This is a genomic window from Acidovorax sp. GW821-FHT10E03, assembly GCF_059415205.1.
In genome coordinates, this window is the sequence record NZ_JBWKMU010000009.1 from 156,093 (window position 1) to 181,026 (window position 24,934).

The window sequence follows — 24,934 nt, forward strand, 5'->3', positions numbered from 1 at the left end:
TCAGGCCGTGGTGCGCGATGGCACCAGCGCCTTGCCGGGAGCGCAGCCCTGCAGACCCTGGAATGCAAAGTCCACCTCGGGCACCCGGCCGCTCACGATGTCGGCCAGGGCCTTGCCCGAGCCGCAGGCGTGGGTCCAGCCCAGCGTGCCGTGGCCCGTGTTGAGGAAGAGGTTGGCCACCTTGGTGGCGCCGATCAGCGGCACGTTGCTGGGCGTGGCGGGGCGCAGGCCGGTCCAGAACTGGGCCTGGCTGGCATCGCCCGCGCCGGGGAACAGCTGCTCCACGCGGCGCACGATGGCGTCGCAGCGCACCTGGTTCAGGTGGCGGTCGTAGCCGTTCAATTCGGCCGTGCCGGCGATGCGCAGGCGGTCGCCACCCCGTTCGTTGGTGTAGCGCGAGAACACGAGCTTGAACTCGTCGTCCGTGAGGCTCACCTGGTGCGCCTTGCCCGCATCCTTGACCGGCATGGTCACCGAATAGCCCTTGGCCGGGTAGATAGGCAGCTGGATGCCCAGCGGCTGCGCGAGCAGTGGGCTGAACGAGCCCATGGCCAGCACAAACGTATCGCCGCGCACGCGCTCGAAGCGGCCTTCGGCATTGGTCACTTCCACGTGGTCGATGCGGCCACCTGCCTCGCGCAGCGCGGTGATGTGGTGGCCCATGCGGAACTGCACGCCCGCCTCTTCACACAGCTTGGCCAGCTCGCGTGTGAACTGGTTGGCGTCGCCGGATTCGTCCTCGGCCGTGTAGGTGGCTCCGGCCAGCTGCGGGCGGATATGGGCCAGGGCAGGCTCGATGCGCACGGCCTCGTCGGCGCTGATCACCTGGCGCTCGCAGCCGAGTTGGCGCATTTGCTCGGCAGGGGCCAGGGCGCCGTCGAACTCTTTTTGGTTGGTATAGAAGTGCAGGATGCCCTGCGTGCGCTGGTCGTACTGGAGGCCGGTGGCCGCGCGCAGCTGCTGCAGCGTGTCACGGCTGTACGTGCCCAGGCGCACGATCTGCTCGATGTTGTGGCGCGTGCGCGCGGGCGTGCAGTTGCGCAGGAAGGACAGGCCCCACAGCCATTGCCGCATGTCGGCGCGCAGGCGGAACAGCAGTGGAGCATCCTCCTTGCCCAGCCACTGCAGCACCTTGAGCGGCGCGCTCGGGTTGGCCCAGGGCTCCGCGTGGCTCACCGAGATCTGGCCACCGTTGGCGAAGCTGGTCTCGGCGCCGGGCGCACCCTGGCGGTCGATGACGGTCACCTCGTGGCCGCGCTGTTGCAGGAAGTAAGCCGAAGTCACGCCGAGCAAGCCGGCGCCCAAAACGATCACGCGCATGATTTTCAAAGCCTTTCTGGGCTCTGGCGCTAGAACAACATGCGCTGGCAGCTATGAATTCAATAGCGTGCAGCTGGCGCATGAATGCCCAAGCTGCCGCTCCCCCTGTCCTTGGTACCTGAGAGATTCACCGCGCGGCCCACATGGCGCGCGGTTTGCTCCTTCGGTGCGCTTCGCGTTGCGCGAAGCGGCTCTCCAGACGGCTTTGATGAATGGTGCAGTACGGGACCTGAGCGTGTATGGGAGTTTGCGCCTTCGGTGAAGCGGGCGGGGCCGCTGACTCTCCTGCGGGGGCCATTCTAGGAGCCCGCATCGCGCAAAAACCGCTTTGTCCGCGCTAATGAGCCGCAATCGTTGCTGATGCTGCGGGCACGGGGTTGGCCATAATCCGCCGGAACCTTCGCCTTTCTCTCCAGGACGCCTTGATGCCCGATACCGCCTTTGATCCGCTGACCAGCGCGGCCGTGCTCACCATGGCCCGCCTGGGGCGCACGCCCCGTCCGCTCGACCTGCCCGCCGCATTGCGTCCCCAGAACGCTGCCCAGGCCTATGCCGTGCAGGACGCCGTGGTGCGCGAGCGCGGCGAGATCGCGGGCTGGAAGGTGGGCGCGGCGTCGCCGCAGGCGCTGCCTGCGCGGGCGGCCCTGGCGCGCGATTCGGTGTTTGCGATGGCCGGCGGGGGCGTGGTGCGCCTGTCCTGCGCGGGCTTCGCCGTGCTGGGTGTGGAGGCGGAACTGGTGTACGAACTGGGTGCCGATCTGCCTGCCCGGGCGCAGCCCTACAGCGAGGCCGAGGTGCTGTCCGCCGTGGCGTCGGTGCGGGCGGCCATCGAGGTCTGCGACACGCGCTACGCCGCCTGGGCGCAGCAAGGCGAGTGGAGCCGGCTGGCCGACCAGGCCTGCCATGGGGCACTCATCGTGGGGTCGGGAGCGGAGAGCGCGCAGTCGGTGCAGCCGATGCGGCAGCCTGTGGTGCTGTCGGTGAATGGCGCGCAGGCCGTGCGGCACGCTGGCTGGGGCAACCCGGCGGGCGATCCCTTGCGCCTGCTCGCCTGGCTGGCCAATGGCGGCGCGCACAGCCTGGGTGGGCTGCGCGCGGGACAGTGGGTGACCACCGGGTCCTGCACCGGCACCGTGATGGTGGCGCCGGGCACGGTGGTGGTGGCTGAGTTTCCCGGCCTGGGGCGCGCCGAACTTCAACTGGGCTGACCGGCGGCGCCCTGCGCGGCGCGCGCGCCGGGCGTGGGGTCAGTTGCGGCGCGGGTTGTCGGGCTGCTGGTCGCGGCGGTTCGGTACGCCGTCGCCGTCCCGGTCGCGGTCATGGCGGTTGGAGACGCCATCGCCGTCACGGTCCCAGCCGCCACGCTGAAACTCCCAGCGGCCTTCGCGTTCCACCCAGTGCGGCTGGCGATACTGGTGGCCGGCGCGGGCCTGCACCCAGTGGCCGCGCACCCATTGGTAGCGGTTGCCACGCCATTCCCAGTGGCCTTCTTCCCACACCTGGCCCCGGCGGGGGCGGGGCACGGCTTCATGGCGCGGGGGAGGGGGCGCGGGCCTCACCTGGTACTGCGTGGCGTGGTAGCTGCGCTCCGGCTGGCTCGATTGGACGATGACGGTGCCCTGCGTGGCGGCATGCGCCTGCGGGAGGGTCCACAGCGCCATCAAGGCGATGGAGGCTGCGGTGAATGTCTTGCGGGTCATGAAGGTCATGGGATTCTCCTGATGTTCCTTGCGGAAGCGGTCACTGCATGGTGGCGGCACGGGCAGCCGGGCCGCGTAGGCGCCCTGCGGGGGTGTGCGTAGGCGGCGAGGGCCAGTTCCTGGCGCGCCCGCCGCCCTCGGGGGGGCGGGCGGCGCTCAGGCCCCGTCAATTGCGATAGGGGTTGTCCGGGCGGCGGTCGTGGCGGTTCGGCACGCCGTCTCCGTCGCGGTCGCGGTCGTGGCGGTTGGACACGCCGTCGCGGTCCCTGTCATGGTCGCGGTCGTAGCGGTTGGGAATGCCATCGCCATCGCGGTCGCGGTCATAGCGATTGGGGATGCCGTCGCCATCGCGGTCCCAGCCGCCGCGGCGCATTTCCCAGCGGCCCCCATGCTCCACCCAGCGGGGCTCGCGGTAGTAGTAGCCCGGGCGGGCCTTCACCCAGTGGCCCTGGATCCAGACGTGGCGGTGGCCGCGCCAGTCCCAGTACCCAGGCACCCACACCATGTCGCGGCGGGGGCGGGGCACCACTTCGTAGCGCGGTGGCGGGGGTGGGCCGTACTGCACCATCACCGGCGCGGGCGGCGCCTGGTAGTGGTGGGGCTGCCCCGACTGGATGACGACGGTGGCGCTGGTCTGTGCCTGCGCCACGGTCGCGGCGCCCAGCGACAGCAGGGCGATGGAAGCAGCGGCGAGTGCATTGCGGGCCATGATGGTCTCCTCAAAATGATTCCTTGCGGAACCGGAGACTTCATGGTGCAGATGCTGCGTCAAGACGGTGTAGGCGAATTGCGAAGTCTTGTGAAGTTGTGTTTCCCGTGGCGGCAAAGGCGGGGCTTTTCGTGATTTCTTTCACGCCGGGGCGTGCAGGCGGCCGTCCGGTGCAGGCCTGCGCGTGTCAACGCCACCACACCAGGGTCGCCACCACCAGCAAGGCAAACCATGCAGGGTGCCTACCCTCGGTGGCATAGAACACCAGCAATCCGCTGACCAAGGTGGCCAGCCCGGCCACGTCAGCCACCCAGGCCCCCAGGTTGGCATCCCCGGATACGGTCCCCAGGCGCCACAGCAGGGCGCTCAGGGCCCAGCCCAGCACGGTGGCCAGGTGCCAGGTGCCCCACAGGATGCGCACCTGCCGCTCGTGCAGCACGGGCTTGCCGCCGGTGGGCACCACGCCCTGCGTGCGCAGTGCGCGAAACACGAGGAATTCACCCAGCACCGAGTGCGCAACGCCCACCAGGGCGAGGCCCCCGGCTGCCAGTACCAGCGCAGTATTCATCATGGACAGTTTTCAAGTCAATCAGGGTGGCCGTGGAAGGTGTAGACGCGGCGCGTCGATCCGTCTTCTTCGCCTTCAGCGCCTTGGGGGCCAGCACAGGGCCAGCGCGGGCGGCAGCGCCAGCCAGAAGCCCGAGGCGGGCATGAGCACGATGCCAAGCAGCGTGAGGGCCAGCAACCCGGCACCGAGCCCGCGCATGGGGACGGGCGCCATGGCTGTGTTGCGTTCGGCCAGCAGGATGGCCCAGCCCAGCAACGCGAACAACACGCCGAACAGCACAAACCAGACCACGGCGCCCACGGCCGGGTCTTTTTGCACGCTGTTGAAAACGCCGCGCCGCACGATCTCCTGCAGCTGGGTCGGAAACACGACGGCGGCATACAGCGTGTGCAGCAGCGCCACGGCCAGCATCCACGGGCCCTTCCAGCGGCTGCGAGGCGGTATGGCCGCAGAGCGAGGGGAGGGGGAGGTCAGGGTGGTCATGTGGGCGGGTTCCTAGGAAGAAAGAAGGGCGGGGCAATGCGTGCGCACCCGTGCACCCAGCCCCGTGAGCAGGTGCATCAGGCCCATCCACATGCGCTCGAACGCCGGCATTTCGCCGGGCACCTGCACCAAGTGATCGCCCAGCACGCGCTGGTGGCGGCCGGCGGTGATGGGTGGCGGCGTCTTGGCGCCAAAATCGAAAACCGCCTGCGTGAAGGGTTCCATCTGCCAGGCCTGCATGTCAGCCAGTGCGGGGGCGAGTTCGGCGGCGTAGGCCTGCACGGAGAGGCCGGCGTTGACGAGCCCGAGTGCCTGGTAGGCCTGCAGCACCAGCGCGTCGCGCTGCGGGTCGGAGGGAGGGCGCAGCAGTGCGGACCACGCCTGTGTCACTTGCGTCCGAAACCCGCCGGAGAGGCTGCGCGTGCAGCCAAAGTCGAGCACACCCACCGTGCCATCGGGGGCGAACAGAAAATTACCAGGGTGCGGATCGGCATGCACCCGGCCCAGCACAAAAGTGCAGTGCATGAACCAGTCCCACAGGTGCTGCCCGGCCTGATCGCGTTGCTGCTGTGTGGGTTGCGTGGTCAGCCAGGCCTGCAGGTGCTGGCCCGGCAGGAACTGCTGCGTGAGCACCTGGGCCCGCGTGTGCGACAGGATGGGCCGCGCCAGCACCACGCCGGGCAAAGCCGCGTGCTGCGCAAACCATTGCAGTTGCTCGGCTTCCTGCAGGTAGTCCACCTCGCGCAGCAGCGTGGCCTCGATCTCGGCCATCACGCCGTCCACCACGGTGCTGGCGGGCAGGGGCATGTCGGTGTGGGCCAGCGCGCGCAGCGCGGTGCGCATCAATTGCATGTCGCTGGCGATGGTGGCGGCAATGCCGGGGTACTGCACCTTGACGGCCACCGTGCCGTGGCCCGCCAGCTGTGCGCGGTGCACCTGGCCCAGGCTGGCGGCGGCGAAGGCGGTGGGCTCGAAGTGGTCGAACAGCGCCTCGGGCTCCTGGCCGAAGGCCTGGCGGAACACGCGCCCCACCAGCGCGCGGTTGAGCGGCGGCGCCTGGTGGTGGGCGCGCGCCAGCTCCTGCCGCACGCCGTCGGGCAGCAGGCCCGGGTGCATGCTGAGCAGTTGCGATACCTTGAGCGCCGAACCCCGCAGCTGGCCCAGGGCGCCAAAGAGGATGCGGCCCAGGGCGGCCTCGTGGTCGGCCTGCGCCTGGGCAGACGGCGTGCTGCGCACGCGATGGCCTAGTTGGGCCATGCCGATGCGTGCCGCCGCCAGGCCCGTGATGGTGCCGCGCGCAAGCCGGCTGGTGCGCGGCGGGTCAGCCCGGGCCATGGTTTGAAGCGGCCAGTTGTTGCAGCATGGCCTGCACGATGCGGCGGTGAAACGGCGTGATGACGGCCATGTAGGCATGGCCCAGCGTGTTGTGGATGTGCACCACGGTGCTGATGACGACCGTGGGGGCACTGCCAGGCTGGCCGTGCTTGGTCAGCGAGACCTGCACATCCAGGTGTTTGTCGTCCTGCCCCATCACCACTTCGGTGTCGCTCAGATGGCGGATGAGGAAGATGCCCACGCGGTCTCCGACGCGGTAGCTGCGCGCATTGGTTGGAGAGGCTCCGCTGGCAAGCGGATGCACGTCCTGCAACTGCCCCACGCCCTTGAGGCCCACCAGCCGCACCAGCTTGTTGCGCACTGCCAGAAGTTGCTCCGTCCACCGCGGTGTCCTGGCCAAGACCTCCAGCCAGGTCTGCAATGCGCTGGTGGCGGGGCGGGGATCGGTCGTTGTGAAGGCGTCAAAAAAATCCGCGTTGTGCAAGGTGGCATGGATGACCGTGCCAGCGGGCACTTGGACCTCGCGCACGGTGTGGGCGGTGGTCATGCGGACTTCCTCTTGCGGGACGTGGCCACTGGCTGTGCGGCGGGTGCCGGGCTGGCCGCGCGGGGTTTGCGGGGCGCACGCGGCGGTTTGGAAGGCTCCGGCGACCGGGATGGTTCAGCGGCTGCCGTGTAGGCGGGGGCCGGGCCGGGCGGTGCGCTGGCCATGGCCTGTCTGGCCAGCTGCAGCATGCCCATCAGGCCGCTGCTGTGCTGCACCATGCGGGCCATCTGGCTGCGCAGCACAAAACCACCCAGTTGCAACACGCGGTTGACGAGCCCTCCGCGCAGCGCCTGCACCAGCACGCCGAGCGAGAGGTCCACCAGCTGCGTGGTGTCGGCAAATTCCTCGGAGGTGTCGGCCAGCCAGTACGTCACCACACCGGCCAGGTAGTCGGTGTACAGCCCGCCCGCCATGCCCTTGAAGTCGCAGGGCTCGATTTCGCCACTGGCCTCCGCGGCTTCCAGAAAGCTGGCGACGGCCTCGCGCAGGCTGTGCCGTGCCGCCAGGGGCTCGGCCAGCATCGACAGCGGCGAGCGCCGCGCCAGGCTGCGCACCTGGGCCACGAACTCGCGGTCGGCCAGCAGGCGCTCCAGCACCGCGTCGGTCAGGCGCTGCAGCTTTTCCTGCAGGCCGTAGCCCGCGAAGCCGGGCGTCTGCAGGGTGTCGGCCAGCGCCTGGTGGGCCACGTCGTCCAGGTAGCCCAGCACGATGCGGTCCTTGGTCGGGAAGTATTTGTAGATCGTGGCGTCGCCAATGCCGGCGGCGCGGGCGATGTCCTTCATCGTCGCGCCGTCGAAGCCCTGGCGGGTCATGAGGTCCACCGCGCTGGCCACGATCTGGCGGCGGGTGGCATCTTGCTGCTGGCGGGTGGTCTTCATTTAATATCTTTAAATTGGTAAAATTTAATATTTAAAGAATAGTGTATTCACATTAAAGAGTCAACCGGCGCTGAAACGGGCATTCGGTGCGCTGGAAGCGGCTGTTCTGAGCACCTTTTAGACCTCTACCGCCTGTCGGTAAAGCGCAAGAAGCTATCAAAAAGATAGTGTTTGTGCTGGCTCGACCGGCCCCCCGCCATGCCATGCCATCGCCCTCCGAAACCGGCGCGCCCAAGGCCGGTGCACCCGTGGAACCGGCTCTGCCGGGCCACCGGGTGCGTCCCCCGCGGGGGACGCCGCGCAGCGGCTCAGGGGGGGAGTCGTCTCATCCCGGTGAAGGCCTCGAACTCCCAACTGCGCATGGCCAGCAGCAGGGTGTAGCCCTCCAGCTCGCGCGGCGGCAGTTTCTGGTCGGCCAGGTGCTGCTGCGCGAAGTCCTGCGCCACGCGCTGCATGCGCTCCATGAAGGCGGGCGCCAGGCCCCGGCTGATGGTGCCGTGCACCAGCAGCACGCCTTCGCCCGGGCCGTCGAAGCCGCCCGCGAAGTAGTCGAGCAGCGCATGCTCGCGAAAGTAGTTCATCACCGGCCCGTGGGGCCGCCAGCGGAAGGTCTTGGCCAGCTTGAGGCGGTAGCGGTTCAGCGGCCGCAGCTCGATGATGCCGATGCGGTCGAGCTGCGCGAGGTACTTGATGCCCTCGGCCTCGGTGAGGCGGTAGGTGGTGGTCACCTGCTCCAGCGTCCACTGGCTGAGCACGCAGATGGCCATGAGCAGCAGCTTCTTGTCGGCCACCACCGCGCGCTCCTGCTCCTGGCTCAGTTCCTTGAGCAAGGGCTGGCTGTCGGCCACGCGGCGCGCCAGGTCGGCGAAGTCCAGCGCCAGCGCGCGGCAGATCGCGTCGATGCGCGACAGCGGCATGTCGCCCTTGGCCAGCATGCGCTTGACGCTGGACTCGGCCATGCCCAGGGCCTGGGCCAGGTCCGCGTAGGTCATCTGCGCGGTCTTGAGTTCCTTTTTCAGGGCGGCAACGAGGTCGGCGGTGGTGCTCATGGGTATCGATTATCGGTACCCAGGGTGCTTCGGGTGGCCCTCCGTGCGACTTTTCGCGGCCCGGGGCCGTTGGGCTGAAGACACTGCGCTGCATCGATCCACCACCTGCCCACGGACACGACGACCATGACCGTTCTCCCCGCTCCCTTTCGCCATCGCCCCGGCCCGTCGCGCGCCGAGGGGGCCCTGCTGGGCCTCGCCGTGCTGCTGCTGGGGCTGGCGTGCCTGGGCCCGGCGCTGCCGGCCAGCACCCACCAGCACGCCTTTGCGGACCAGCGCGCGCTGTGGGGCATCCCTTGCGCGCTGGATGTCCTGAGCAACCTGCCATTCGCCGCCGCCGGCCTGTGGGGGCTGCGTTGGCTGCGGCGCGTGGAGCGCCCGGCCATGGATGCGGCCTCCCGGGTCTTCGCGGCCCTGTTCTTCGCGGGCCTGGTGTGCACGGCCGTGGGCTCCGGCCTGTACCACGCGGTGCCCGACGATGCGGGCCTGCTGTGGGACCGGCTGGGCATGGTGCTGCCTTTCGCGGGCCTGCTGGGCCTGGCGGCGGGTGGCCGGGTGAGCGCCCGGGCGGGCTGGGCCGCCGCAGGCACGGTGTTGCTGGCGGGTCCGGCTGCGGTGCTGTGGTGGTCCACCACCGGCAATCTGCTGCCCTGGGCCGTGGTGCAGCTGGGCGGGATGCTGGTGGTGCTGGCGCTGGCCCTGCTGCCCCGGCGTGCGGGCACGCTGCCGGTGCACCTGGGCGCCGTGATCGCGATGTACGCCGTGGCCAAGCTGTTCGAGGCGGCCGACCATGCCGTGTTCGACGCCACGGCGCAGTGGGTGTCGGGCCACAGCCTCAAGCACGTGCTGGCGGCTGGCGCTGCCTGGCCGGTGCTGATGGCGCTGGATGCGCTGGCGGCTTCGCGCCACAGCCGCGCACCGCGCCCCGCATTTGCCGCCATGTGCGGGCAGAATGGCGCCCACACCATGGGTGTCGCACGCGGGCAGGGCCTCCAGCCCCGGGTGCGCCGGGCCATACCAACACACACAGCAGCCACCGCCGACCCATTGGACACGAGGAGAAACGCATGAACCCCGAGACCACCCCAGCCAGCGTGCCCCAGGCGCCCCACGTGCACTCCGTGCAGCACACGGGCAGCCCGGGCCATGGGCATGAGGACCCGAACCAGTTCGCGCTGCTGCGCCAGCGGCGCTTCGCCCCGTTCTTCTGGACCCAGTTCTCCGGCGCCGCCAACGACAACCTCTTCAAGTTCGCATTCACCGTGATGGTGACGTACCAGCTCAGCGTGTCGTGGCTGCCGCCCGCGATGGCGGGGCTGGTGATCGGCGCGCTGTTCATCCTGCCGTTCCTGCTGTTCTCGGCCACCTCGGGGCAGCTCACCGACAAGTACGACAAGACGCGCATGATCCGCTTCGTGAAGAACCTGGAGATCGCCATCATGCTGGTGGCCGCCTTCGGATTCATCGCGGGCAACGTGCCCGTCTTGCTGCTGTGCACCTTCCTCATGGGCGTGCACTCCACGCTGTTCGGGCCGGTCAAGTTCGCCTACATGCCGCAGGTGCTCAACGAGCGCGAACTCACGGGCGGCAACGGCATGGTCGAGATGGGAACCTTCGTGGCCATCCTGCTGGGCAACGTGGCGGGGGGGCTGCTGGTGGCGCTGCCGGGCATCGGCCACACCACGGTGGCCGTGGCCTGCGTGGTGGCCGCGCTGGCGGGGCGCGCCGTGGCGCAGTTCATTCCCCCGGTGCCGGCCACCGACCCGGGGCTCACGATCAATTGGAACCCCTTCACCGAGACCTGGCGCAACCTCAGGCTCGCGCATGGCAACATCGTGGTGTTCCGCTCGCTGCTGGGCATCAGCTGGATGTGGTTCTTCGGCGCGGTGTTCCTGAGCCAGTTCCCCAGCTTGGCCAAGGAGGTGCTGCACGGCAACGAGCAGGTGGCCTCGCTGCTGCTGGTGGTGTTCTCCATCGGCATCGGCATCGGCTCGCTGCTGTGCGAGGTGCTCTCGCGCCGCCATGTCGAGATCGGCCTGGTGCCCCTGGGCGCCATCGGCATGAGCGTGTTCTCCATCGACCTGTACTTCGCCGCGCGCAGCCTGCCGCCCGCGGAGATCATGGGCCTTGGCACCTTTCTAGCGCAGAGCCAGCACTGGCGCGTGATGCTCGACCTGGCGCTGCTCAGCCTGTTCGCGGGCCTGTACAGCGTGCCCATGTACGCGCTGATCCAGATGCGCAGCCAGCCCACGCACCGCGCGCGCATCATCGCGGCCAACAACATCCTGAACGCGCTGTTCATGATCGCGAGTTCGCTCATCGCGGGCGCCTTGCTGGGCGCCGGTTTCACGGTGCCGCAGATCTTCCTGTTCACCGGCCTGGCCAATGCGGTGGTGGCGTTCTACATCTTCATGCTGGTGCCCGAGTACCTGCTGCGCTTCGTGGCCTGGGTGTCCTCGCGTTTCGTCTACCGCTTCAAGGTGCAGGGCGACGAGAACCTGCCCAGCACGGGCGCGGCCATCCTGGCCTGCAACCACGTGAGCTTTGTGGATGCCGTGCTGCTCATGGCGGCCAGCCCGCGCCCCATCTACTTCGTGATGGACCACCGCATCTTCCGCGTGCCGGTGCTCGGCTGGCTGTTCCGCCTGGCCAAGGCCATCCCCATCGCGCCCTACAAGGAAGACCCCAAGACCTACGAAGCCGCCTTCGACCGCGCCGCGCAGGTGCTGCGCGAAGGCGACCTGCTGGCCATCTTTCCCGAAGGCGGCATCACCAAGGACGGGCAGCTGCAGGAGTTCAAGGGCGGCATCATGAAGATCATCGAGCGTGCCCGCGAAGAGGGCATCGAGGCGCCCGTCATTCCCATGGCGCTGACCAATCTGTGGGGCTCGTACTTCAGCCGCATCGAGCAGGGCGGGGCCATGGTGCGGCCCTTCCGGCGGGGCTTCTACAGCCGCGTGGGCCTGAACGTGGGGCACGCCGTGGCGCCGTCGGACGTGCAGCCTTCGTTGCTGCGTTCGCGCGTGGCGGACCTGCTCGGAGCCTGACCGCCATGGAGCAGGACCGGGTGGAACAGGAAGAGCGCACCGCGCTGGCCCGCAAGATCATGGCCTTTCTGCGGGAGATCGGCCTGGACGTGGCCGAGGACGAGCTTGCCGGCGGCAACAGCTTCCTGCCCGGCGTGCGCATCGCGCGCGGCGGCCTGAGGGTGGACCTGGCGCGGCTGCGGTGGCCCGGCGACCTGCTGCACGAGGCCGGACACCTGGCCGTGGTGTCCGCAGCCCTGCGCGCGGGCATGGACGATGCCCTTGCCGAACTGCCCCCCGTGCCGCACGGCGGCGAGATCGAAGCCACGGCATGGGCCTGGGCCGCCCTGCAGCATCTGCGGCTGCCATCGGCCGTGCTGTTCCACGAAGGGGGCTACCACGGCCACTCGCAGGGCTTGCGCATGACCTTCGAGCTGGGCGTGTATCTGGGCGCTGCCGGGCTGGTGTCGGCGGGCCTCGCGGCATCGCCCGCACAGGCCGCCTCTTCGGGCGTTGCGCCCTATCCGCACCTGCAGGCCTGGCTGCGCGCCTGAGCCGCGATCCTGCCGGCATGGATACATGGGCCGGGAACCGCCCTCGGGCGTTCCGCCTGGCCTGTCGCCGGGTCAGTCTTTGGGCGCACCCCGGCGCGCCGGTGGCTTGGCCCCCGGCGCTGCGTCCCCGCACGAGAGCAGCTTCTCGTAGTTGCGCCGCAGGATCAGCCCTGCGTAGTACACGTGCTCGCGCATCAGCTGCTCGGCACGCACACAGTCGCGCGCGATGACCGCCTCGATGATGCGGTGGTGGTCGCCGTGCGAGCGCAGGATGATGGGATGGTCGTCCCACAGGATGATGCGGTCCGAGGCGAAGGGAATGTTCTGCGCCTGCTCCGCGAAGCGCGTGACCCAGGGGTTGCCCGAGGCTTCCAGCAGCGTGTCGTGGATGGTCACGTTCATCTGCTGGTAGGGCTCGTGGTCTTCGGGCCGCAGTTCTCCCAGGTCCAGGATGCGGTCGCCGTCCGCCAGCGCCCCGCGCAGCCGCTGCGCCTGTTCGGGCGTGAGTCCGCGCATGGCGGCGTTGCGGCAGGCCAGGCCTTCGAGCACCGCGCGCACCTCGTAGGCCGCGACGATCTCCTCCATGTTGAAGCCGCGCACCAGGTAGCCGCGCTTGGGCTGGTGGTCGACCAGCCCCTCGCTGGCCAGGGTGCTCAGGGCGGCGCGCACGGGGGTGCGCGAAACGCCCAGCTTCTCGGCCAGGGGGATTTCCTCCAGCCGCTCGTCGGGCCGTATCTCCCCGTTGAGGATCCAGTTGCGCAGCGTCTCGGTCACGTCCTGGGCCAAAGTTCTCATCCCTGCCGCTCCAGTAGAAATTTTCTTCAAGTATACATGTGATGCCATTAATGGCCTTTTTAAGGGTTATCCCTGAGATAAATCAGTATTCATGTATACATAATTGCCTCGCTTACGCACCATGCGTGATTTTGATCAAGAAGGGCGAGCGTGGATATGGCAAGGGTTGCAAGTGAAGATGGCGGCTGGCTGGGGTTGGCAAACCGCACCGGTGTGGTGACGGGCGCAGGCGGCGGCATCGGCCTGGAGATCGCCGTGCAGCTGCTGGCCGCGGGAGCCCGCGTCGCCTTGCTCGACCGCGATGCACAGCGCCTGGCGGAGATCGCCGGCGGACTGGGCGAGCACCCGGGCCGGGTCCTGCCGATCACCTGCGACGTGACCGACCCGCACAGCGTGCAGGCGGCGGCGGACCAGGTGCAAAAGGCCTGGGGCGCGGTGGATCTGCTGGTCAACAATGCCGCGGCCCTGTACGCCGACGCGCTGATGGACATCGCCGTCGACAAATGGAACCAGCTGCTGTCGGTGAACCTGACCGGCTACCTGCTGTGCGCCCAGGGCTTCGGGCGGCAGATGATCGCCCACGGCGGGGGCTCGATGGTCCACATCGCGTCCATCTCGGCCAGCATTCCGCAGCCCTACAGCGGGGCGTACAGCGTGAGCAAGGCGGGCGTGAAGATGCTGTCGCAGCTGCTGGCCGTCGAGCTGGGCGCGCACGGCGTGCGCAGCAACGTGGTCAGCCCCGCGATGATCCGCACGCCCATGAGCGAGGGCATCTACACGGACCCCGCGGTGCGCCTGCGGCGCGAACAGATCGTGCCCGCCGGCCGCATCAGCACGCCCTCGGACATCGCCGGCGCCGTGCTGTTCCTGTCCAGCGAGCGGGCCAGCTACATCAGCGGCCAGGAATTCCTCGTCGACGGCGGCCTGACGCAGGCCTGGCTGGGCCTGATTCCCCGCCCAGGGTTCGAGAAGAAGGACACGGCCCCACAGCCGGCCGCCTGACGCCATTGCGCTCCCCCGTTACCTCACCCCCCAAAAAAAGGAGACTCTCGTGAAACCAGCCAAGTCCTTGCTCGTGGCCTGCGTGGCCGCACTTTCCACCTTCTGCGCGCAGGCGCAGACCGAACCGGGCCTGACCGACAAGACCATCAAGCTCGGCCTGTTCGGGCCGCTGTCGGGCAACTCCATGGCCTACGGCTTCGACGTGATGAACGCGGCCAAGATGTACTACGACAAGATCAACAAGGACGGCGGCATCCACGGGCGCAAGATCGAACTGGTGGTCGAGGACGACCGCTGCAACGCCAACGACCTGCTGGCCGCCGTGAAGAAGCTCACCGAGCAGGACAAGGTCTTCGCGCTCAACGGGGGCTCCTGCTCTGCCGCCGTGGTGGGCGCGCGCGAGTACGTGGAACGCTCGCAGATCCCCCTGGTGATGCTCAACGCGTCGGGCGACGGCGCCCTGTACCCGCCGTCGAAGTACATCTACGGCGCGTTCTCCATCTCCCAGCGCGCGGTGGGCGGCTCGATGGTGCAGTTCGCCGCCGAGCACCTCAAGGGCAAGAAGATCGGCTACATCAACCACGACGATGCCTATGGCGGGTGGAACCTCGAAGCGGCGGAGTTCCAGGCCAAGCAGCTCGGGGTGGACCTGCAGGTCCAGTCGGTCGCGCCGAACCTGACCGACGTGACCGCGCCGATGCTCAAGATCCGCGCCGCCAACCCCGACGTGCTGCTGATCACCACCTACGCGCGCCCCGTGAGCCTGCTGGTCAAGAAGGCGCAGGAGCTGGGCTGGACCAAACCCATCGTGATCGCCGTCAACGGCACGGCCGACCTCAAGCAGCTGGTCGAGAACGTGGGCAGCAAGGATGCGTTCAAGAACGTCTACCTGCAGGAAGTGATGGCCGACGTGGCCGGCGGCCCCAAGCTCAAGTGGGTCTACGACATGTACAAGGCCTACTACCCCGAGCTGGCCGCCAAGCCAGGCTATCCGCAGACCTACATGCCCTACGGCATCCCGTCGGCGATGACCGTGGTCAACGCGCTCAAGGCCGCGGGCCCGCAGCTCACGCGGGAGAAGTTCCTCACCGCGCTGTCGCAGACCAAGTTCGAGTCGAACGTGATGGCCGGCCCGATCGAGCTCACGCCCACCGACCACGCGGGCCAGAAGTCGGCCATCTACCTGAAGTTCGACGGCACCAACATGACCGCGGTCCCAGGCGCCTACCGCAGCCTCTGGACCTACCAGCCCAAGTAACCAACCAGGAGAAGGGGCCGGTCCACGCCCGCGTGCGGCCGCCCCTCCATCGCCATGAGTTTCAGTGAGATTTGGCTGTTTCTGCAGCAGGGCATCCTTTCCGGCCTGGTGACGGGCAGCGTCTATGCGCTGCTGGCCATCGCCATCGTCGCGATCTTCAAGACCACCGACGTGCCGAACTTCGCCCAGGGCGAGATCTTCATGATCGGCGGCTATGTGGCGCTGTCCCTGCTGCTGATCGCGGGCTGGTCGTACGCCGTGGTCATCCCCGTCACGGTGGTCGCCGTGGCGGTGGGCGCGGCTCTCTTCCAGCGGGTGGTGATGGAGCGGGTGACCCATTCCAAGGGCGTGGGCCCGCAGCTGGTGATCGCCACGCTGGGCCTGGCCTACATGCTCAAGGGCCTGGTGCGCCAGACCGGGCTGGGCGACACGCCGCGCTCGCTGCCGCCCCTGGTCTCCAACGACCCCGTGATCATCGGAGACGCCTTTCTCACGCGGCTCGACGTGGCGATCTTCGTCGCCTCCCTCACCGCGATGGTGCTGATCTACCTGATGTTCAACCACACGCGCATCGGCAAGGCGATGCGGGCCGTGGGCATGAACCCGCGCGCCGCGCAGATCGTCGGCATCCGCCTGTCGCGCATCCGCATGATGGTGTGGGCCATGGCAGGCCTGCTGTCCGCGCTGGCCGCCCTGCTCATTACCCCCAAGATCCTCATCACGCCGGACATCGCGCACATCGCGATCCTGGCCTATGCGGCGGCCATCGTGGGCGGCTTCACCAGCCTGCCGGGCGCCGTGCTGGGCGGCCTCGTCATCGGCATCGTCGAGAACCTGGTGGGCCTGTTCATCTCCACCAACGCCATCGTGGTCGCGCCCTTCCTGGCCATCCTGGTCACGCTGATCGTGCGTCCGCAGGGCATCCTGGGCGGCAAGCCCCAAGTCAAGAAAGTATGAAAACCATGACCCGCGATCACTGGGCATTGCTCGCTGCCGCCCTGGTTCTGTCGATCCTTCCCTTCGCCGTGTCGGGCTATGTCCTGTACGTGGTCAACCTGCTGATGGTCTTCGTGGTGCTGGCCCTGGGCATGCACGTCGTGATCGGCGAATCGGGCCAGTTCGCGCTGGCGCACGCCGCGTTCTTCGGCATCGGCATCTACACGGCCGGCATCATCAACACGGCATGGCATCCGCCCTTCGTGCTGTCCGTCCTGGCCGGCGGGGCCCTGTCGGCCGTGCTCGGCTACCTCATCGGCTACCTGGCGCTGCGCATGCGCGACATCTACCTGGCCCTGGCCACCTTCGCCTTCGGCGAGGCGATGCAATGGGTCTTCCTCACCTGGGAGCGCGTCACGGGCGGCTCCAACGGCATGAAGATGGATCCGGCCAATCTGTTCGGCTACAGGCTGACCAACGACCTGCAGGCCTACCCCTTCGTGGTGGTGCTGGCGGGGCTGATGCTGTGGCTCACCGTGGCGCTGGCGCGCTCACAGTACGGCTCGTCGCTCAGGGCCGTGCGCGAGAGCGATGTGGCCGCGATGGCCATGGGCATCAACGTCAAGGCCATGAAGCAGAGCGCGTTCGCCATCTCGGCGGCCTTCGCGGGCATCGCCGGGGGCATGTACACGCTGTTCACCTCGTTCATCCACCCGGAGAGCCTGGGCTTCCAGACCACCATCCTGGTGCTCACCATGGTCGTCGTGGGGGGCATGGGCTCGGTGCGCGGCGCGGTGGCCGGCGCCATTGCCTTCGGCCTCATCTCCGAGCTGCTGCGCCAGCTCATGTCGGTGCAGGAAATCATCTATGGCGTGATCCTCATGGGGTTCATGATGTTCATGCCCAAGGGGCTGTTCGCCGACCGCAACCGCCGCGTGGCACGCAAGCCCGCCAAGGGGGTGCAGGCATGAGCACGCGCCCCTTCCTGGAAGTCTCCGGCATCACCGTGCGCTTTGGCGGGCTGGTGGCCGTGAACAGCCTCTCGTTCGACGTGGCGCGCGGCTCGATCCATGCGCTGATCGGCCCCAACGGGGCCGGCAAGTCCACCACCTTCAACTGCATCTCCCGCTACTACCAGCCGACCGAAGGCCGCATCGTTGTGGACGGCGAGGACGTGACGCACCATGCACCTTCGCGCATGGCCGGCATGGGTATCGCGCGCACCTTCCAGAACCTGGAGCTGTTCGGCGACCTGAGCGTGTACGAGAACGTGCTGCTGGGCTGCCACTCGCACAGCGCGAACACGCTGGGCCGGCTGCTGCGCCGCCCCGGCGGCGAGATCCGCGACCTGGTGGACAGCCTCATCGAGCGCGTGGGCCTGACCCACGACCGCGAGACCCGCGCCAAGGAACTCGACTTCGGCCACCAGAAGCTGCTGGAGATCGCCCGCGCCCTGGCGCTCAAGCCGCGCCTGCTGCTGCTGGACGAACCGGCGGCCGGCCTGCGCAACCGGGACATCGAGAACCTGGACCACCTGCTGACCGAACTGGCCCAGAAGGACGGCATCACCGTGCTCCTGGTCGAGCACGTGATGCAGCTGGTGATGTCGATCTCCGACCGCATCACCGTCATGTCCTTCGGCCAGAAGATCGCCGAAGGCACCCCCAAGGAAATCAGCGAGAACCCGACCGTGATCGAAGCCTACCTCGGCAAGGGAGCGGCCCATGCCTGATCCCATGCAGCAACCAAGCCAGGGCGCACTGCTCGAAGTGCGCGGCATCAGCGCCTCCTACGGCGCCATCCAGGCGCTCTCGGGCGTGAGCCTGGCCGTGCCGCAGGGCGCCATCGTGGCCCTGCTGGGCAGCAACGGTGCCGGCAAGAGCAGCACGTTGAACGCGATCTCGCACCTCATCGATCCCACCGCCGGCGAGGTCCACTTCGCCGGCGAGCCCATCCACCGGCAGCCGTCCGACGAGATCGTCCGCAGGGGCCTGGTGCAGGTGCCCGAGGGGCGCGAGGTGTTCAAGGAAATGAGCGTGCGCGAGAACCTGGAGCTGGGCGCCTTCCTGCGCCGCGACCGCGCCGCGATCGCCGAGGACCTGGACAAGGTCTACACCCTGTTTGCGCGGCTCAAGGAACGCTCCGAGCAGCGGGCGGCCACGCTGTCGGGCGGCGAGCAGCAGATGCTGGCCATCGGCCGCGCACTCATGTCCCGCCCGCGGCTGATCATGTTCGACGAGCCTTCGATGGGGCTGTCGCCGCTGCTCGTCGAGCAGATCTTCGAGGCGATCCAGCGGCTCAACCGGGAGCAGGGTCTCACCATCCTGCTCGTGGAGCAGGACGTGCGCCTGGCGCTCACGGTGGCCAGCCACGCCTACATCCTGGAAAACGGCGAGATCACGCTGCAGGGCGCGGCGGCCCAGCTCATGGACGACCCGGCCGTGCGCCGGGCCTACCTCGGCGTCTGAACGGCGCCCATTCAGCAGGAGAAATTGGATGGATTTGTTGAAAGGCAAGCTCGCGCTGGTGACCGGCGCCGGCGGGGGACTGGGCTCGGCCATTGCGCTGGGCTTCGCGAACGAGGGCGCCAAGGTGATCTGCGCCGACATCGGTGCGGACAAGGCTGAGGCCACGGCCCGGCGCATCCGCGATGCCGGCGGCGAGGCCTGGAGCGTGGTGCTGGACGTGTGCGACCGGGCCGCCGTCCAGGCCTGCGCCGCGGACCTGCAGGCGCGCATCGGCCCGATCGACGTGCTGATCAACAACGCAGGCATTTCCGGCCGCGCGCGCATCGACGACCCGCACGCGCCCGAGGTGTGGGACCGCCTCATCGACGTGAACCTGCAGGGCCTGTTCAACGTCACGCATGCCTTCGTGCCGGCGTTGAAGAAGACCCGGGGGTGCATCGTGAACCTGTCGTCCATCGTGGCGTTCGTGAGCGGCATCTCGTCGGCCGGGTATGTCGCCTCCAAGGGCGCCGTGCGTTCGCTGACCCAGGTGCTGGCCCGCGACCTGGCGCCTTTTGGGGTGCGCGCCAATGCGGTCGCGCCCGGGCTGATGCTGACCGAGATGGTCGCCCCGCAGCTGGCCGTGCCCGGCGGCACGGACTGGTACATGAAGCGCGTGCCCGCGGGCCGCGGCGGCGAGGTCGAGGAAATCGTCGGACCCGTGGTCTTTCTTTCCTCCCACATGGCCAGCTATGTGAATGGTGTGGTGCTGCCCGTCGATGGCGGCTTTCTCTCGGCTTGATCGGAATCTTCGCAAACACATGGACGACAACAGCAACAGCAAACCGATTGCCCTGGTCACCGGCGGGGCCGGTGGAATGGGCCTGGCCACGGTCGAACGCCTGGCCCGCGACGGCTACGCAGTGGTGATGGTGGACCGCGATGAAGCCCTGGCGCAGCGCGAGACGGGCCGCTTGAAGAGCCTGGGCCTGGATGTGCAGTGCCGCGTGCTCGACCTGACGGACGAAGCGGCCGTGCGCGGCCTGGTGCACTCCCTGCCCCCAGTGCGCGCTCTGGTCAACAACGCCGGCATCTTCGACGAGCGCAAGTTCCTGGAGGTGAGCAACGACGACTTCCGCCGTGCCTACGAGGTCAACCTCATCGCCGTGGCCACGCTCACACAGGAAGTAGCCAAGACCATGCCCGAGGGCGGCCGCATCGTGAACATCGCTTCGCGCGCGTACCTGGGGGCGAAGAACCACCCGCACTACGTGGCCTCCAAGGCCGCCGTGGTGGGCTACACACGCGCCAGCGCCATGGAGCTGGCGCCGCGTGGCATCCTGGTCAACGCGATCGCGCCGGGGCTGATCGACACGCCCATCCTGCGCGCGCTCACGCCCGAGCGGCTGGCGGCGCAGCTCGCGCTGCAGCCCACGGGCAAGGCCGGCAGGCCGGAAGACATCGCCCAGGCGGTGGCCTTCCTCGTGTCGCCGCAGACCGGCTTCATCACCGGGCAGGTGCTGTTCGTCGATGGCGGCAAGTCGCTGGGTGGGTCGGGCGCATGACGGCCCCCCACTGGGATGCCGAGTACGACGTCGTCGTGATCGGCGCGGGCGCGGGCGGCATGGCCGCCGCGCTGACCGCGAAGATCGAAGGCTGCAGCGTGCTGCTGGTCGAGAAGACCGACCGCGTGGGCGGCTCCACCGCCGTGTCCGGCGGGGCCGTGTGGGCGCCGCTCAACGCGCAGTCGGCCCAGGTGGGCCACCCCGACAGCTTCGAGAAGGTATGGACCTACCTGCGCAACACGGTGGGCGACGCGGCGCCGGCAGGGATGCAGCAGGCCTTCCTGCGCCACGGCGCCGGCATGGTCGACTACTTCGAGAAGCACACCGCCGTGCGGCTTGTCGCGCGCAGCTACTCCCCCGACTACTACCCCGACCGCGAGGGCGCGGCCTTCGGCGGCCGGTCGCTCGACCCGGCGACGTTCGACGGGCGGGAACTGGGCGCGCATTTCCGGGAACTGCGCGACCCCCTGCCCGAGTTCATGGTGCTGGGCGGAATGATGGTCAACATGACCGACGCCAGGCACCTGCTGGCGGTCACGCGCTCGTTCACGGCCTGGCGCGAGGGCATGAAGCTCGTGCTGCGCTACTTCGCCGACCGGCTGCGCGGCTACCACCGGGGCACGCGCCTGGTGCTGGGCAATGCGCTGGCGGCCCGCCTCTTCAAGAGCGTGCTCGACCGGGGCATCGACTACTGGCTGGACACGCCGGTGCAAAAGCTGCACGTGGTCGATGGCGCCGTGGCGGGGGTGTCGCTGGTGCATGGGGGCACGCCGGTACAGGTGAAGGCGCGCCGGGGCGTGGTCGTGGCCACGGGGGGCTTTCCCTGGAGCGAGGAATTGCGCGGCGCGCACTACCCGTCGCCGACAGGGCCGTGGTCCATGTCGCCGCAAGGCAACCGCGGCGAGGGCATTGCCCTGGCGCGCCAGGCGGGTGCCACGCTGGGGCAGGGCCACACCAGTCCGGCGTTCTGGGCCCCGGTCTCCGTGCTGCAGCGGCCCGATGGCTCGGTCGTGCGCTACCCGCACCTGGTGTGGGACCGCGCCAAGCCCGGCCTCATGGCCGTGAACGGGGCCGGCCAGCGCTTCGTCAACGAAGCGACCTCGTACCACGAGTTCGTGCGGGCGATGTACCGCTCCCACGCCACGGTGCCCACCCTGCCGGCCTACCTGGTCTGCGACAGCGACTTCATGGAGCAATGGGGCATGGGCCTGGCGTTGCCGGGCGGGCGGCCGCGCGATCACCTCGTCAAGGCCGGCTACCTGGTGAAGGCGCCGACACTGCGGGCGCTGGGCGATGCCCTGGGCATCGGCGGCGCCGCGCTGCAGGCCACGGCCGAGCGCTTCAACGCGCAGGCCGACCAGGGGCGCGACGACGACTTCGGCAAGGGCAGCACCGAATACAACCGCTACCTGGGCGACGCGGCGCACCAGCCCAACCCCTGCATCGGTGCCTTGCGCCAGGGCCCGTTCTATGCCGTCAAGGTGTTCGCGGGCGACATCGGCACGGCCGTGGGCATTGCCTGCAACGAAAATGCCCAGGCGCTCGATGCCGCCGGCCAGCCCATCCCGGGCCTCTACGCGGCGGGCAATGACATGCATTCGGTGATGGGCGGCGAGTACCCCGCGCCCGGCATCACCCTGGGGCCCGCGCTGACCTTCGGGTGGATCGCGGGCCGCCAGCTGGCGCAGGCAGCGCCTTCCCATCCATGAACCGGTGAACTTCCATGCAGATCTATTTCTCTCCGTTCTCTCCCTATGTGCGCAAATGCCTGGTCACGGCGCACGAGCTGGGCCTCAATGACCGCGTGCAATTGCTGCCATCGAACGCCAACCCGGTCCGGCGCGACCAGGACATCATCGCCAGGAACCCGCTGGGCAAGGTGCCGACCTTCATCACCGACGAGGGCGCCGTGCTGTACGACAGCCGCGTCATCTGTGAATACCTCGACGAGATCGGCAACGGAACGCTGTTTCCCCGCAGTGGCGATGCGCGCTGGAATGCGCTGACGCTGCAGGCGCTCGGAGACGGCATCCTCGACGGCGCGCTGATCGCCCGCTATGAGGACGTGGCGCGGCCCGAGCCGCTGCGCTGGCCCGAGTGGCGCGCCGCGCAGCTGGACAAGGCCGAGACTTCGCTGGCCCACCTGTCCGCGAACCCCGCACTCATCGCGCCGCAGCGGCTGGACATCGGCACGCTCACGGTGGCCTGTGCGCTGTGGTACCTGGATCTCAGGTTTGCGGACTTCGGATGGCGCCAGCGCCATCCCGCCGTTGCGGCCTGGTACGAGGCATTTTCAAAGCGTCCATCGTTGCAGGCGAGCTGGGCGCTGTGATCCGGCGCGCGCCAGCGCCCCATCGCTGCCGCGCTCACTCCGCCCGGATGTTCGCGCGCTGGGCGATCGCGCGCATGCGCGGCAGTTCGTCCTCGATCCGCGCCAGCACGGCGTCGCCGCTGGCATAGGACTGCTCCAGCCCGCTGGCGATGAGCTTGCTGCGGATCTCGGCATCCGCCATGGTCTCGGCCAGGGCCTTGCCCAGCTTCGCCTTGACTTCGGCGGGCAGGCCGCGCGGCGCCACGACGGCCAGCCACGAATCCGCGGCAAAACCCGCGAAGCCGCTTTCCGCCACCGTGGGCACATCCGGCAGCTGCGTGGCCCGCGCCGCGCCGGTGACTACGATGGGCTTGATCTTGCCACCCTTGAGCTGCGGCAGCGCGGCCGCCACCGTGTCGATGGTGAACGGGATCTGCCCACCGATCAGGTCGCTCATGGCGGGTGCGCTGCCCCGGTAGGGCACATGCATCAGCTGGATGCCGGTGGCCGACCACATCAGTTCGGCGGCAAAGTGGCCCGTGGTGCCGCTGCCGAACGAGCCGTAGGAGAACTTGTCCGGAGCGCGCTTCACCGCCGCGATCAGCTGCGGGAGGTTGGCCACCGGCACATCGCGGTGGGCCAGCAGGATCAGCGGCACGCGCGCCACCATGCCGATGGGCTCGAAGCTCTTGACCGGGTCGTACGGCAGCTTGTTGTTGAGCGCCGGGTTGACGGTGAAGGTGGAGCCCGAGCTGATCAGCAGCGTGTAGCCGTCGGCCGGAGCGTTGGCCACGAAGGATGCGCCCACGATGGTGCCCGCACCGGCCTTGTTCTCGACCACCACCGCCTGGCCCAGGCGTTCGCCCAGCTTCTTGCTGATGAGCCGGCCCACGATGTCGACGGCCCCGCCGGGCGGAAAGGGCACCACCAGCTGCACCGGCTTGGCGGGGTAGCCATCGGCGTGCGCCATGCGCCCCCAACCCAAGCCTGCGATGGCTGCCATGAACAACAAGGCGACGCTGGGGCGTCTTTTGGGCTGTGGGCATTTCATGTGGCGGTCCTTCTGGTGCGGGTTGTTCACCCTGCGTTGCGGCTGTGAACAAGGGGAAGGCGCACCAGTCTTCGTCTCGCTCTGGCCACGCCTGTCGCTACTGCGGAGTTGTCGAGGCCGCCAGGGCGATGAGATGAGGGCGCGGGGCCATGGCGGTGGAAGACCGGGCGGCATGCGCAGGTCTTGTGAGGGCAGAGCGGGGGGCGCTCAGATCACGGACAGCCCGGCCAGCCGGCACAGGCGCTGTTGCTCCGTTTCCTCGCGCGGCGGTGCGTCAGCCGTTGCGAAAAAGAAAGCTGTAGGCGTTCAACGCCGGCACCCCTCCCAGGTGCGCGTACAGCACGCGGGAGCCTTCGGGGAATTCGCCCTTGCGCACCATGTCGATCATGCCGTGCATGGACTTGCCTTCGTACACCGGGTCGGTGAGCATGCCTTCCTGGCGTGCGCACAGGCGGATGGCTTCGAGCGTGCCCTCGTTGGGCAGGCCGTACTCGGGGCCGCCGTAGCGCGTGTCCAGCACCACGTCCTCGGCCGTGATCTCCTGGCCCAGCTCCACCAGCTTGGCCGTGTTCTGCGCGATGCGCAGCACCTGGGCATGCGTCTTCTCGGGCTTGGCCGAGGCGTCGATGCCGATCACCTTGCGCGCCCGGCCGTCGGCCGCAAAGCCCACCACCATGCCGGCCTGCGTGCTGCCCGTGACCGAGCACACGACGATGTAGTCAAACGTAAAGCCCAGCTCCTTCTCCTGCTGGCGCACTTCCTCGGCAAAGCCCACGAAGCCGAGGCCGCCGTAGGGGTGCTCGGAGCAGCCTGCCGGGATGGGGAAGGGCTTGCCGCCCGCCTTCTTCACGTCTTCCATGGCCTGCTCCCAGCTCGGGCGGATGCCGATGTCGAAGCCCGCAGCGTCCAGGCGCACGTCGGCGCCCATGATACGGCTCATCTCGATGTTGCCCACGCGGTCGTACACCGCATCGGAGTAGTTGACCCAGTTCTCCTGCACCAGCACGCACTTCATGCCCAGGTGCGCGGCCACGGCGGCCACCTGGCGCGTCTGGTTGGACTGGATGCCGCCGATGGAGACCAGTGTGTCGTAGCCGCCCGCGATCGCCTCGGGGATGAGGTATTCGAGCTTGCGCGTCTTGTTGCCGCCAAAGGCCAGGCCCGAGTTGCAGTCCTCGCGCTTGGCGTACAGGTGCACCTTGCCGCCCAGGTGGGCCGACAGGCGCGGCAGCGCGGTGATGGGCGAGGGCCCGAAGGTCAGCGGGTGGCGGGCGAATTTCTGCAGGTTCATGGCGGGTTTCCGGTCGATGGAAGGGATGGTGCAAGAGGTGGCTTGCAGTGCCTTCATCGTAGGAAAACACGCGCATACAGTGGTTGCGAATTTCTTCCTGATTTCAGCG

26 protein-coding genes and 1 riboswitch are annotated in these 24,934 nt (G+C 68.6%); of the genes, 14 read left to right on the forward strand and 12 right to left on the reverse strand.

Features of this window, described 5'->3' with window-relative positions; genetic code table 11:
* Nucleotides 1-1,320: a D-amino acid dehydrogenase gene (locus AC07OD_RS17335; protein ID WP_494597625.1), complete on the reverse strand. Its 1,320-nt coding sequence runs from the start codon at nt 1,318-1,320 to the stop codon at nt 1-3.
* Nucleotides 1,321-1,415: 95 nt separating this feature from the next.
* Nucleotides 1,416-1,529, reverse strand: a riboswitch (glycine riboswitch).
* A 216-nt stretch (nt 1,530-1,745) separates the two neighbouring features.
* Between AC07OD_RS17335 and AC07OD_RS17340 the strand changes: the two genes are divergently transcribed.
* A complete protein-coding gene (locus AC07OD_RS17340) occupies nt 1,746-2,528 on the forward strand; it encodes a 2-keto-4-pentenoate hydratase (RefSeq protein ID WP_218296857.1) in 783 nt (260 codons plus the stop codon).
* Nucleotides 2,529-2,567: 39 nt separating this feature from the next.
* On the opposite strand, the gene AC07OD_RS17345 is transcribed toward AC07OD_RS17340, so the two are convergent.
* The 8 genes from AC07OD_RS17345 to AC07OD_RS17380 form a co-directional block, all read right to left on the reverse strand.
* Nucleotides 2,568-3,020: a YXWGXW repeat-containing protein gene (locus tag AC07OD_RS17345; RefSeq protein ID WP_494597676.1), complete on the reverse strand. Its 453-nt coding sequence runs from the start codon at nt 3,018-3,020 to the stop codon at nt 2,568-2,570.
* Nucleotides 3,021-3,186: 166 nt separating this feature from the next.
* Complete coding sequence (locus AC07OD_RS17350; protein ID WP_494597626.1) at nt 3,187-3,729, reverse strand: YXWGXW repeat-containing protein; 543 nt, start codon at nt 3,727-3,729, stop codon at nt 3,187-3,189.
* A gap of 187 nt (nt 3,730-3,916) precedes the next feature.
* A complete protein-coding gene (locus AC07OD_RS17355) occupies nt 3,917-4,300 on the reverse strand; it encodes a hypothetical protein (protein ID WP_494597627.1) in 384 nt (127 codons plus the stop codon).
* 72 nt (nt 4,301-4,372) lie between these two features.
* A complete protein-coding gene (locus AC07OD_RS17360) occupies nt 4,373-4,780 on the reverse strand; it encodes a DUF6463 family protein (protein WP_494597628.1) in 408 nt (135 codons plus the stop codon).
* Between the two features lie 12 nt (nt 4,781-4,792).
* A complete protein-coding gene (locus AC07OD_RS17365) occupies nt 4,793-6,115 on the reverse strand; it encodes an ABC1 kinase family protein (protein WP_494597629.1) in 1,323 nt (440 codons plus the stop codon).
* Nucleotides 6,102-6,662 carry a DUF2867 domain-containing protein gene (locus AC07OD_RS17370; protein ID WP_494597630.1) on the reverse strand — a complete coding sequence of 187 codons (561 nt, stop codon included), beginning with the start codon at nt 6,660-6,662 and terminating at the stop codon, nt 6,102-6,104. The genes AC07OD_RS17365 and AC07OD_RS17370 overlap by 14 nt, the downstream gene beginning before the upstream one ends.
* Entirely contained in the window at nt 6,659-7,540 is an 882-nt protein-coding gene (locus AC07OD_RS17375) for a TetR/AcrR family transcriptional regulator (protein ID WP_494597631.1), read from the reverse strand. The genes AC07OD_RS17370 and AC07OD_RS17375 overlap by 4 nt, the downstream gene beginning before the upstream one ends.
* 308 nt (nt 7,541-7,848) lie before the next feature.
* Nucleotides 7,849-8,589 (reverse strand): helix-turn-helix domain-containing protein, encoded by a 741-nt coding sequence (locus AC07OD_RS17380; protein ID WP_218296863.1) that lies wholly within the window; start codon nt 8,587-8,589, stop codon nt 7,849-7,851.
* Between the two features lie 126 nt (nt 8,590-8,715).
* On the opposite strand from AC07OD_RS17380, the gene AC07OD_RS17385 reads away from it, so the two are divergent.
* From AC07OD_RS17385 to AC07OD_RS17395, 3 genes are read left to right on the forward strand one after another with little or no spacing between them, the layout of a single operon-like run.
* Nucleotides 8,716-9,660, forward strand: coding sequence for a hypothetical protein (locus tag AC07OD_RS17385; RefSeq protein ID WP_255594829.1), 945 nt, complete (start codon nt 8,716-8,718; stop codon nt 9,658-9,660).
* A complete protein-coding gene (locus AC07OD_RS17390; RefSeq protein ID WP_255594830.1) occupies nt 9,657-11,636 on the forward strand; it encodes an MFS transporter in 1,980 nt (659 codons plus the stop codon). The genes AC07OD_RS17385 and AC07OD_RS17390 overlap by 4 nt, the downstream gene beginning before the upstream one ends.
* Before the next feature lie 5 nt (nt 11,637-11,641).
* On the forward strand, nt 11,642-12,169 hold the full coding sequence (locus AC07OD_RS17395) for a hypothetical protein (protein ID WP_494597632.1): 528 nt from the start codon (nt 11,642-11,644) through the stop codon (nt 12,167-12,169).
* 72 nt (nt 12,170-12,241) lie between these two features.
* On the opposite strand, the gene AC07OD_RS17400 is transcribed toward AC07OD_RS17395, so the two are convergent.
* Complete coding sequence (locus tag AC07OD_RS17400) at nt 12,242-12,964, reverse strand: GntR family transcriptional regulator (RefSeq protein ID WP_369643547.1); 723 nt, start codon at nt 12,962-12,964, stop codon at nt 12,242-12,244.
* A 156-nt stretch (nt 12,965-13,120) separates the two neighbouring features.
* Here AC07OD_RS17400 and AC07OD_RS17405 point away from each other — a divergent pair, with 156 nt between their 5' ends.
* The 10 genes from AC07OD_RS17405 to AC07OD_RS17450 are packed head-to-tail and all read left to right on the forward strand — an operon-like array spanning nt 13,121 to nt 22,504.
* Entirely contained in the window at nt 13,121-13,966 is an 846-nt protein-coding gene (locus AC07OD_RS17405; RefSeq protein ID WP_494597633.1) for an SDR family NAD(P)-dependent oxidoreductase, read from the forward strand.
* 49 nt (nt 13,967-14,015) lie between these two features.
* Nucleotides 14,016-15,224, forward strand: coding sequence for an ABC transporter substrate-binding protein (locus tag AC07OD_RS17410; RefSeq protein ID WP_218296866.1), 1,209 nt, complete (start codon nt 14,016-14,018; stop codon nt 15,222-15,224).
* A gap of 54 nt (nt 15,225-15,278) precedes the next feature.
* Nucleotides 15,279-16,181, forward strand: coding sequence for a branched-chain amino acid ABC transporter permease (locus tag AC07OD_RS17415; protein WP_218341268.1), 903 nt, complete (start codon nt 15,279-15,281; stop codon nt 16,179-16,181).
* Between the two features lie 5 nt (nt 16,182-16,186).
* On the forward strand, nt 16,187-17,131 hold the full coding sequence (locus AC07OD_RS17420) for a branched-chain amino acid ABC transporter permease (RefSeq protein ID WP_369643545.1): 945 nt from the start codon (nt 16,187-16,189) through the stop codon (nt 17,129-17,131).
* The gene (locus AC07OD_RS17425; RefSeq protein WP_218296869.1) at nt 17,128-17,892 is read left to right on the forward strand and encodes an ABC transporter ATP-binding protein; all 765 of its coding nucleotides are present in this window, start codon (nt 17,128-17,130) and stop codon (nt 17,890-17,892) included. The genes AC07OD_RS17420 and AC07OD_RS17425 overlap by 4 nt, the downstream gene beginning before the upstream one ends.
* Nucleotides 17,885-18,628, forward strand: a complete 744-nt coding sequence (locus AC07OD_RS17430) for an ABC transporter ATP-binding protein (protein WP_255591621.1) — start codon at nt 17,885-17,887, stop codon at nt 18,626-18,628. The genes AC07OD_RS17425 and AC07OD_RS17430 overlap by 8 nt, the downstream gene beginning before the upstream one ends.
* Before the next feature lie 28 nt (nt 18,629-18,656).
* Nucleotides 18,657-19,409, forward strand: coding sequence for an SDR family NAD(P)-dependent oxidoreductase (locus AC07OD_RS17435; RefSeq protein ID WP_218296870.1), 753 nt, complete (start codon nt 18,657-18,659; stop codon nt 19,407-19,409).
* 19 nt (nt 19,410-19,428) lie between these two features.
* On the forward strand, nt 19,429-20,172 hold the full coding sequence (locus tag AC07OD_RS17440; RefSeq protein ID WP_492807969.1) for an SDR family NAD(P)-dependent oxidoreductase: 744 nt from the start codon (nt 19,429-19,431) through the stop codon (nt 20,170-20,172).
* Complete coding sequence (locus AC07OD_RS17445) at nt 20,169-21,881, forward strand: FAD-dependent oxidoreductase (protein WP_494597634.1); 1,713 nt, start codon at nt 20,169-20,171, stop codon at nt 21,879-21,881. Before AC07OD_RS17440 ends, AC07OD_RS17445 begins: the two co-directional genes overlap by 4 nt.
* A gap of 14 nt (nt 21,882-21,895) precedes the next feature.
* Nucleotides 21,896-22,504, forward strand: coding sequence for a glutathione S-transferase (locus AC07OD_RS17450; protein WP_492807973.1), 609 nt, complete (start codon nt 21,896-21,898; stop codon nt 22,502-22,504).
* A 34-nt stretch (nt 22,505-22,538) separates the two neighbouring features.
* Here the strand turns inward: AC07OD_RS17450 and AC07OD_RS17455 are convergent, their stop codons facing one another.
* Nucleotides 22,539-23,486 (reverse strand): Bug family tripartite tricarboxylate transporter substrate binding protein, encoded by a 948-nt coding sequence (locus AC07OD_RS17455; protein WP_255591622.1) that lies wholly within the window; start codon nt 23,484-23,486, stop codon nt 22,539-22,541.
* Between the two features lie 322 nt (nt 23,487-23,808).
* Nucleotides 23,809-24,825 carry a 1-aminocyclopropane-1-carboxylate deaminase gene (locus tag AC07OD_RS17460; protein ID WP_218296875.1) on the reverse strand — a complete coding sequence of 339 codons (1,017 nt, stop codon included), beginning with the start codon at nt 24,823-24,825 and terminating at the stop codon, nt 23,809-23,811.
* Nucleotides 24,826-24,934 lie beyond the last annotated feature (109 nt).

Coding starts and splice junctions, on each gene's coding strand:
- AC07OD_RS17335 (WP_494597625.1), bottom strand. CDS start 1,320: ATGCGCGTGATCGTTTTGGGCGCCGGCTTGCTCGGCGTGACTTCGGCT.
- AC07OD_RS17340 (WP_218296857.1), top strand. CDS start 1,746: ATGCCCGATACCGCCTTTGATCCGCTGACCAGCGCGGCCGTGCTCACC.
- AC07OD_RS17345 (WP_494597676.1), bottom strand. CDS start 3,020: ATGACCCGCAAGACATTCACCGCAGCCTCCATCGCCTTGATGGCGCTG.
- AC07OD_RS17350 (WP_494597626.1), bottom strand. CDS start 3,729: ATGGCCCGCAATGCACTCGCCGCTGCTTCCATCGCCCTGCTGTCGCTG.
- AC07OD_RS17355 (WP_494597627.1), bottom strand. CDS start 4,300: ATGATGAATACTGCGCTGGTACTGGCAGCCGGGGGCCTCGCCCTGGTG.
- AC07OD_RS17360 (WP_494597628.1), bottom strand. CDS start 4,780: ATGACCACCCTGACCTCCCCCTCCCCTCGCTCTGCGGCCATACCGCCT.
- AC07OD_RS17365 (WP_494597629.1), bottom strand. CDS start 6,115: ATGGCCCGGGCTGACCCGCCGCGCACCAGCCGGCTTGCGCGCGGCACC.
- AC07OD_RS17370 (WP_494597630.1), bottom strand. CDS start 6,662: ATGACCACCGCCCACACCGTGCGCGAGGTCCAAGTGCCCGCTGGCACG.
- AC07OD_RS17375 (WP_494597631.1), bottom strand. CDS start 7,540: ATGAAGACCACCCGCCAGCAGCAAGATGCCACCCGCCGCCAGATCGTG.
- AC07OD_RS17380 (WP_218296863.1), bottom strand. CDS start 8,589: ATGAGCACCACCGCCGACCTCGTTGCCGCCCTGAAAAAGGAACTCAAG.
- AC07OD_RS17385 (WP_255594829.1), top strand. CDS start 8,716: ATGACCGTTCTCCCCGCTCCCTTTCGCCATCGCCCCGGCCCGTCGCGC.
- AC07OD_RS17390 (WP_255594830.1), top strand. CDS start 9,657: ATGAACCCCGAGACCACCCCAGCCAGCGTGCCCCAGGCGCCCCACGTG.
- AC07OD_RS17395 (WP_494597632.1), top strand. CDS start 11,642: ATGGAGCAGGACCGGGTGGAACAGGAAGAGCGCACCGCGCTGGCCCGC.
- AC07OD_RS17400 (WP_369643547.1), bottom strand. CDS start 12,964: ATGAGAACTTTGGCCCAGGACGTGACCGAGACGCTGCGCAACTGGATC.
- AC07OD_RS17405 (WP_494597633.1), top strand. CDS start 13,121: ATGGCAAGGGTTGCAAGTGAAGATGGCGGCTGGCTGGGGTTGGCAAAC.
- AC07OD_RS17415 (WP_218341268.1), top strand. CDS start 15,279: ATGAGTTTCAGTGAGATTTGGCTGTTTCTGCAGCAGGGCATCCTTTCC.
- AC07OD_RS17420 (WP_369643545.1), top strand. CDS start 16,187: ATGACCCGCGATCACTGGGCATTGCTCGCTGCCGCCCTGGTTCTGTCG.
- AC07OD_RS17425 (WP_218296869.1), top strand. CDS start 17,128: ATGAGCACGCGCCCCTTCCTGGAAGTCTCCGGCATCACCGTGCGCTTT.
- AC07OD_RS17430 (WP_255591621.1), top strand. CDS start 17,885: ATGCCTGATCCCATGCAGCAACCAAGCCAGGGCGCACTGCTCGAAGTG.
- AC07OD_RS17435 (WP_218296870.1), top strand. CDS start 18,657: ATGGATTTGTTGAAAGGCAAGCTCGCGCTGGTGACCGGCGCCGGCGGG.
- AC07OD_RS17440 (WP_492807969.1), top strand. CDS start 19,429: ATGGACGACAACAGCAACAGCAAACCGATTGCCCTGGTCACCGGCGGG.
- AC07OD_RS17445 (WP_494597634.1), top strand. CDS start 20,169: ATGACGGCCCCCCACTGGGATGCCGAGTACGACGTCGTCGTGATCGGC.
- AC07OD_RS17450 (WP_492807973.1), top strand. CDS start 21,896: ATGCAGATCTATTTCTCTCCGTTCTCTCCCTATGTGCGCAAATGCCTG.
- AC07OD_RS17455 (WP_255591622.1), bottom strand. CDS start 23,486: ATGGCAGCCATCGCAGGCTTGGGTTGGGGGCGCATGGCGCACGCCGAT.
- AC07OD_RS17460 (WP_218296875.1), bottom strand. CDS start 24,825: ATGAACCTGCAGAAATTCGCCCGCCACCCGCTGACCTTCGGGCCCTCG.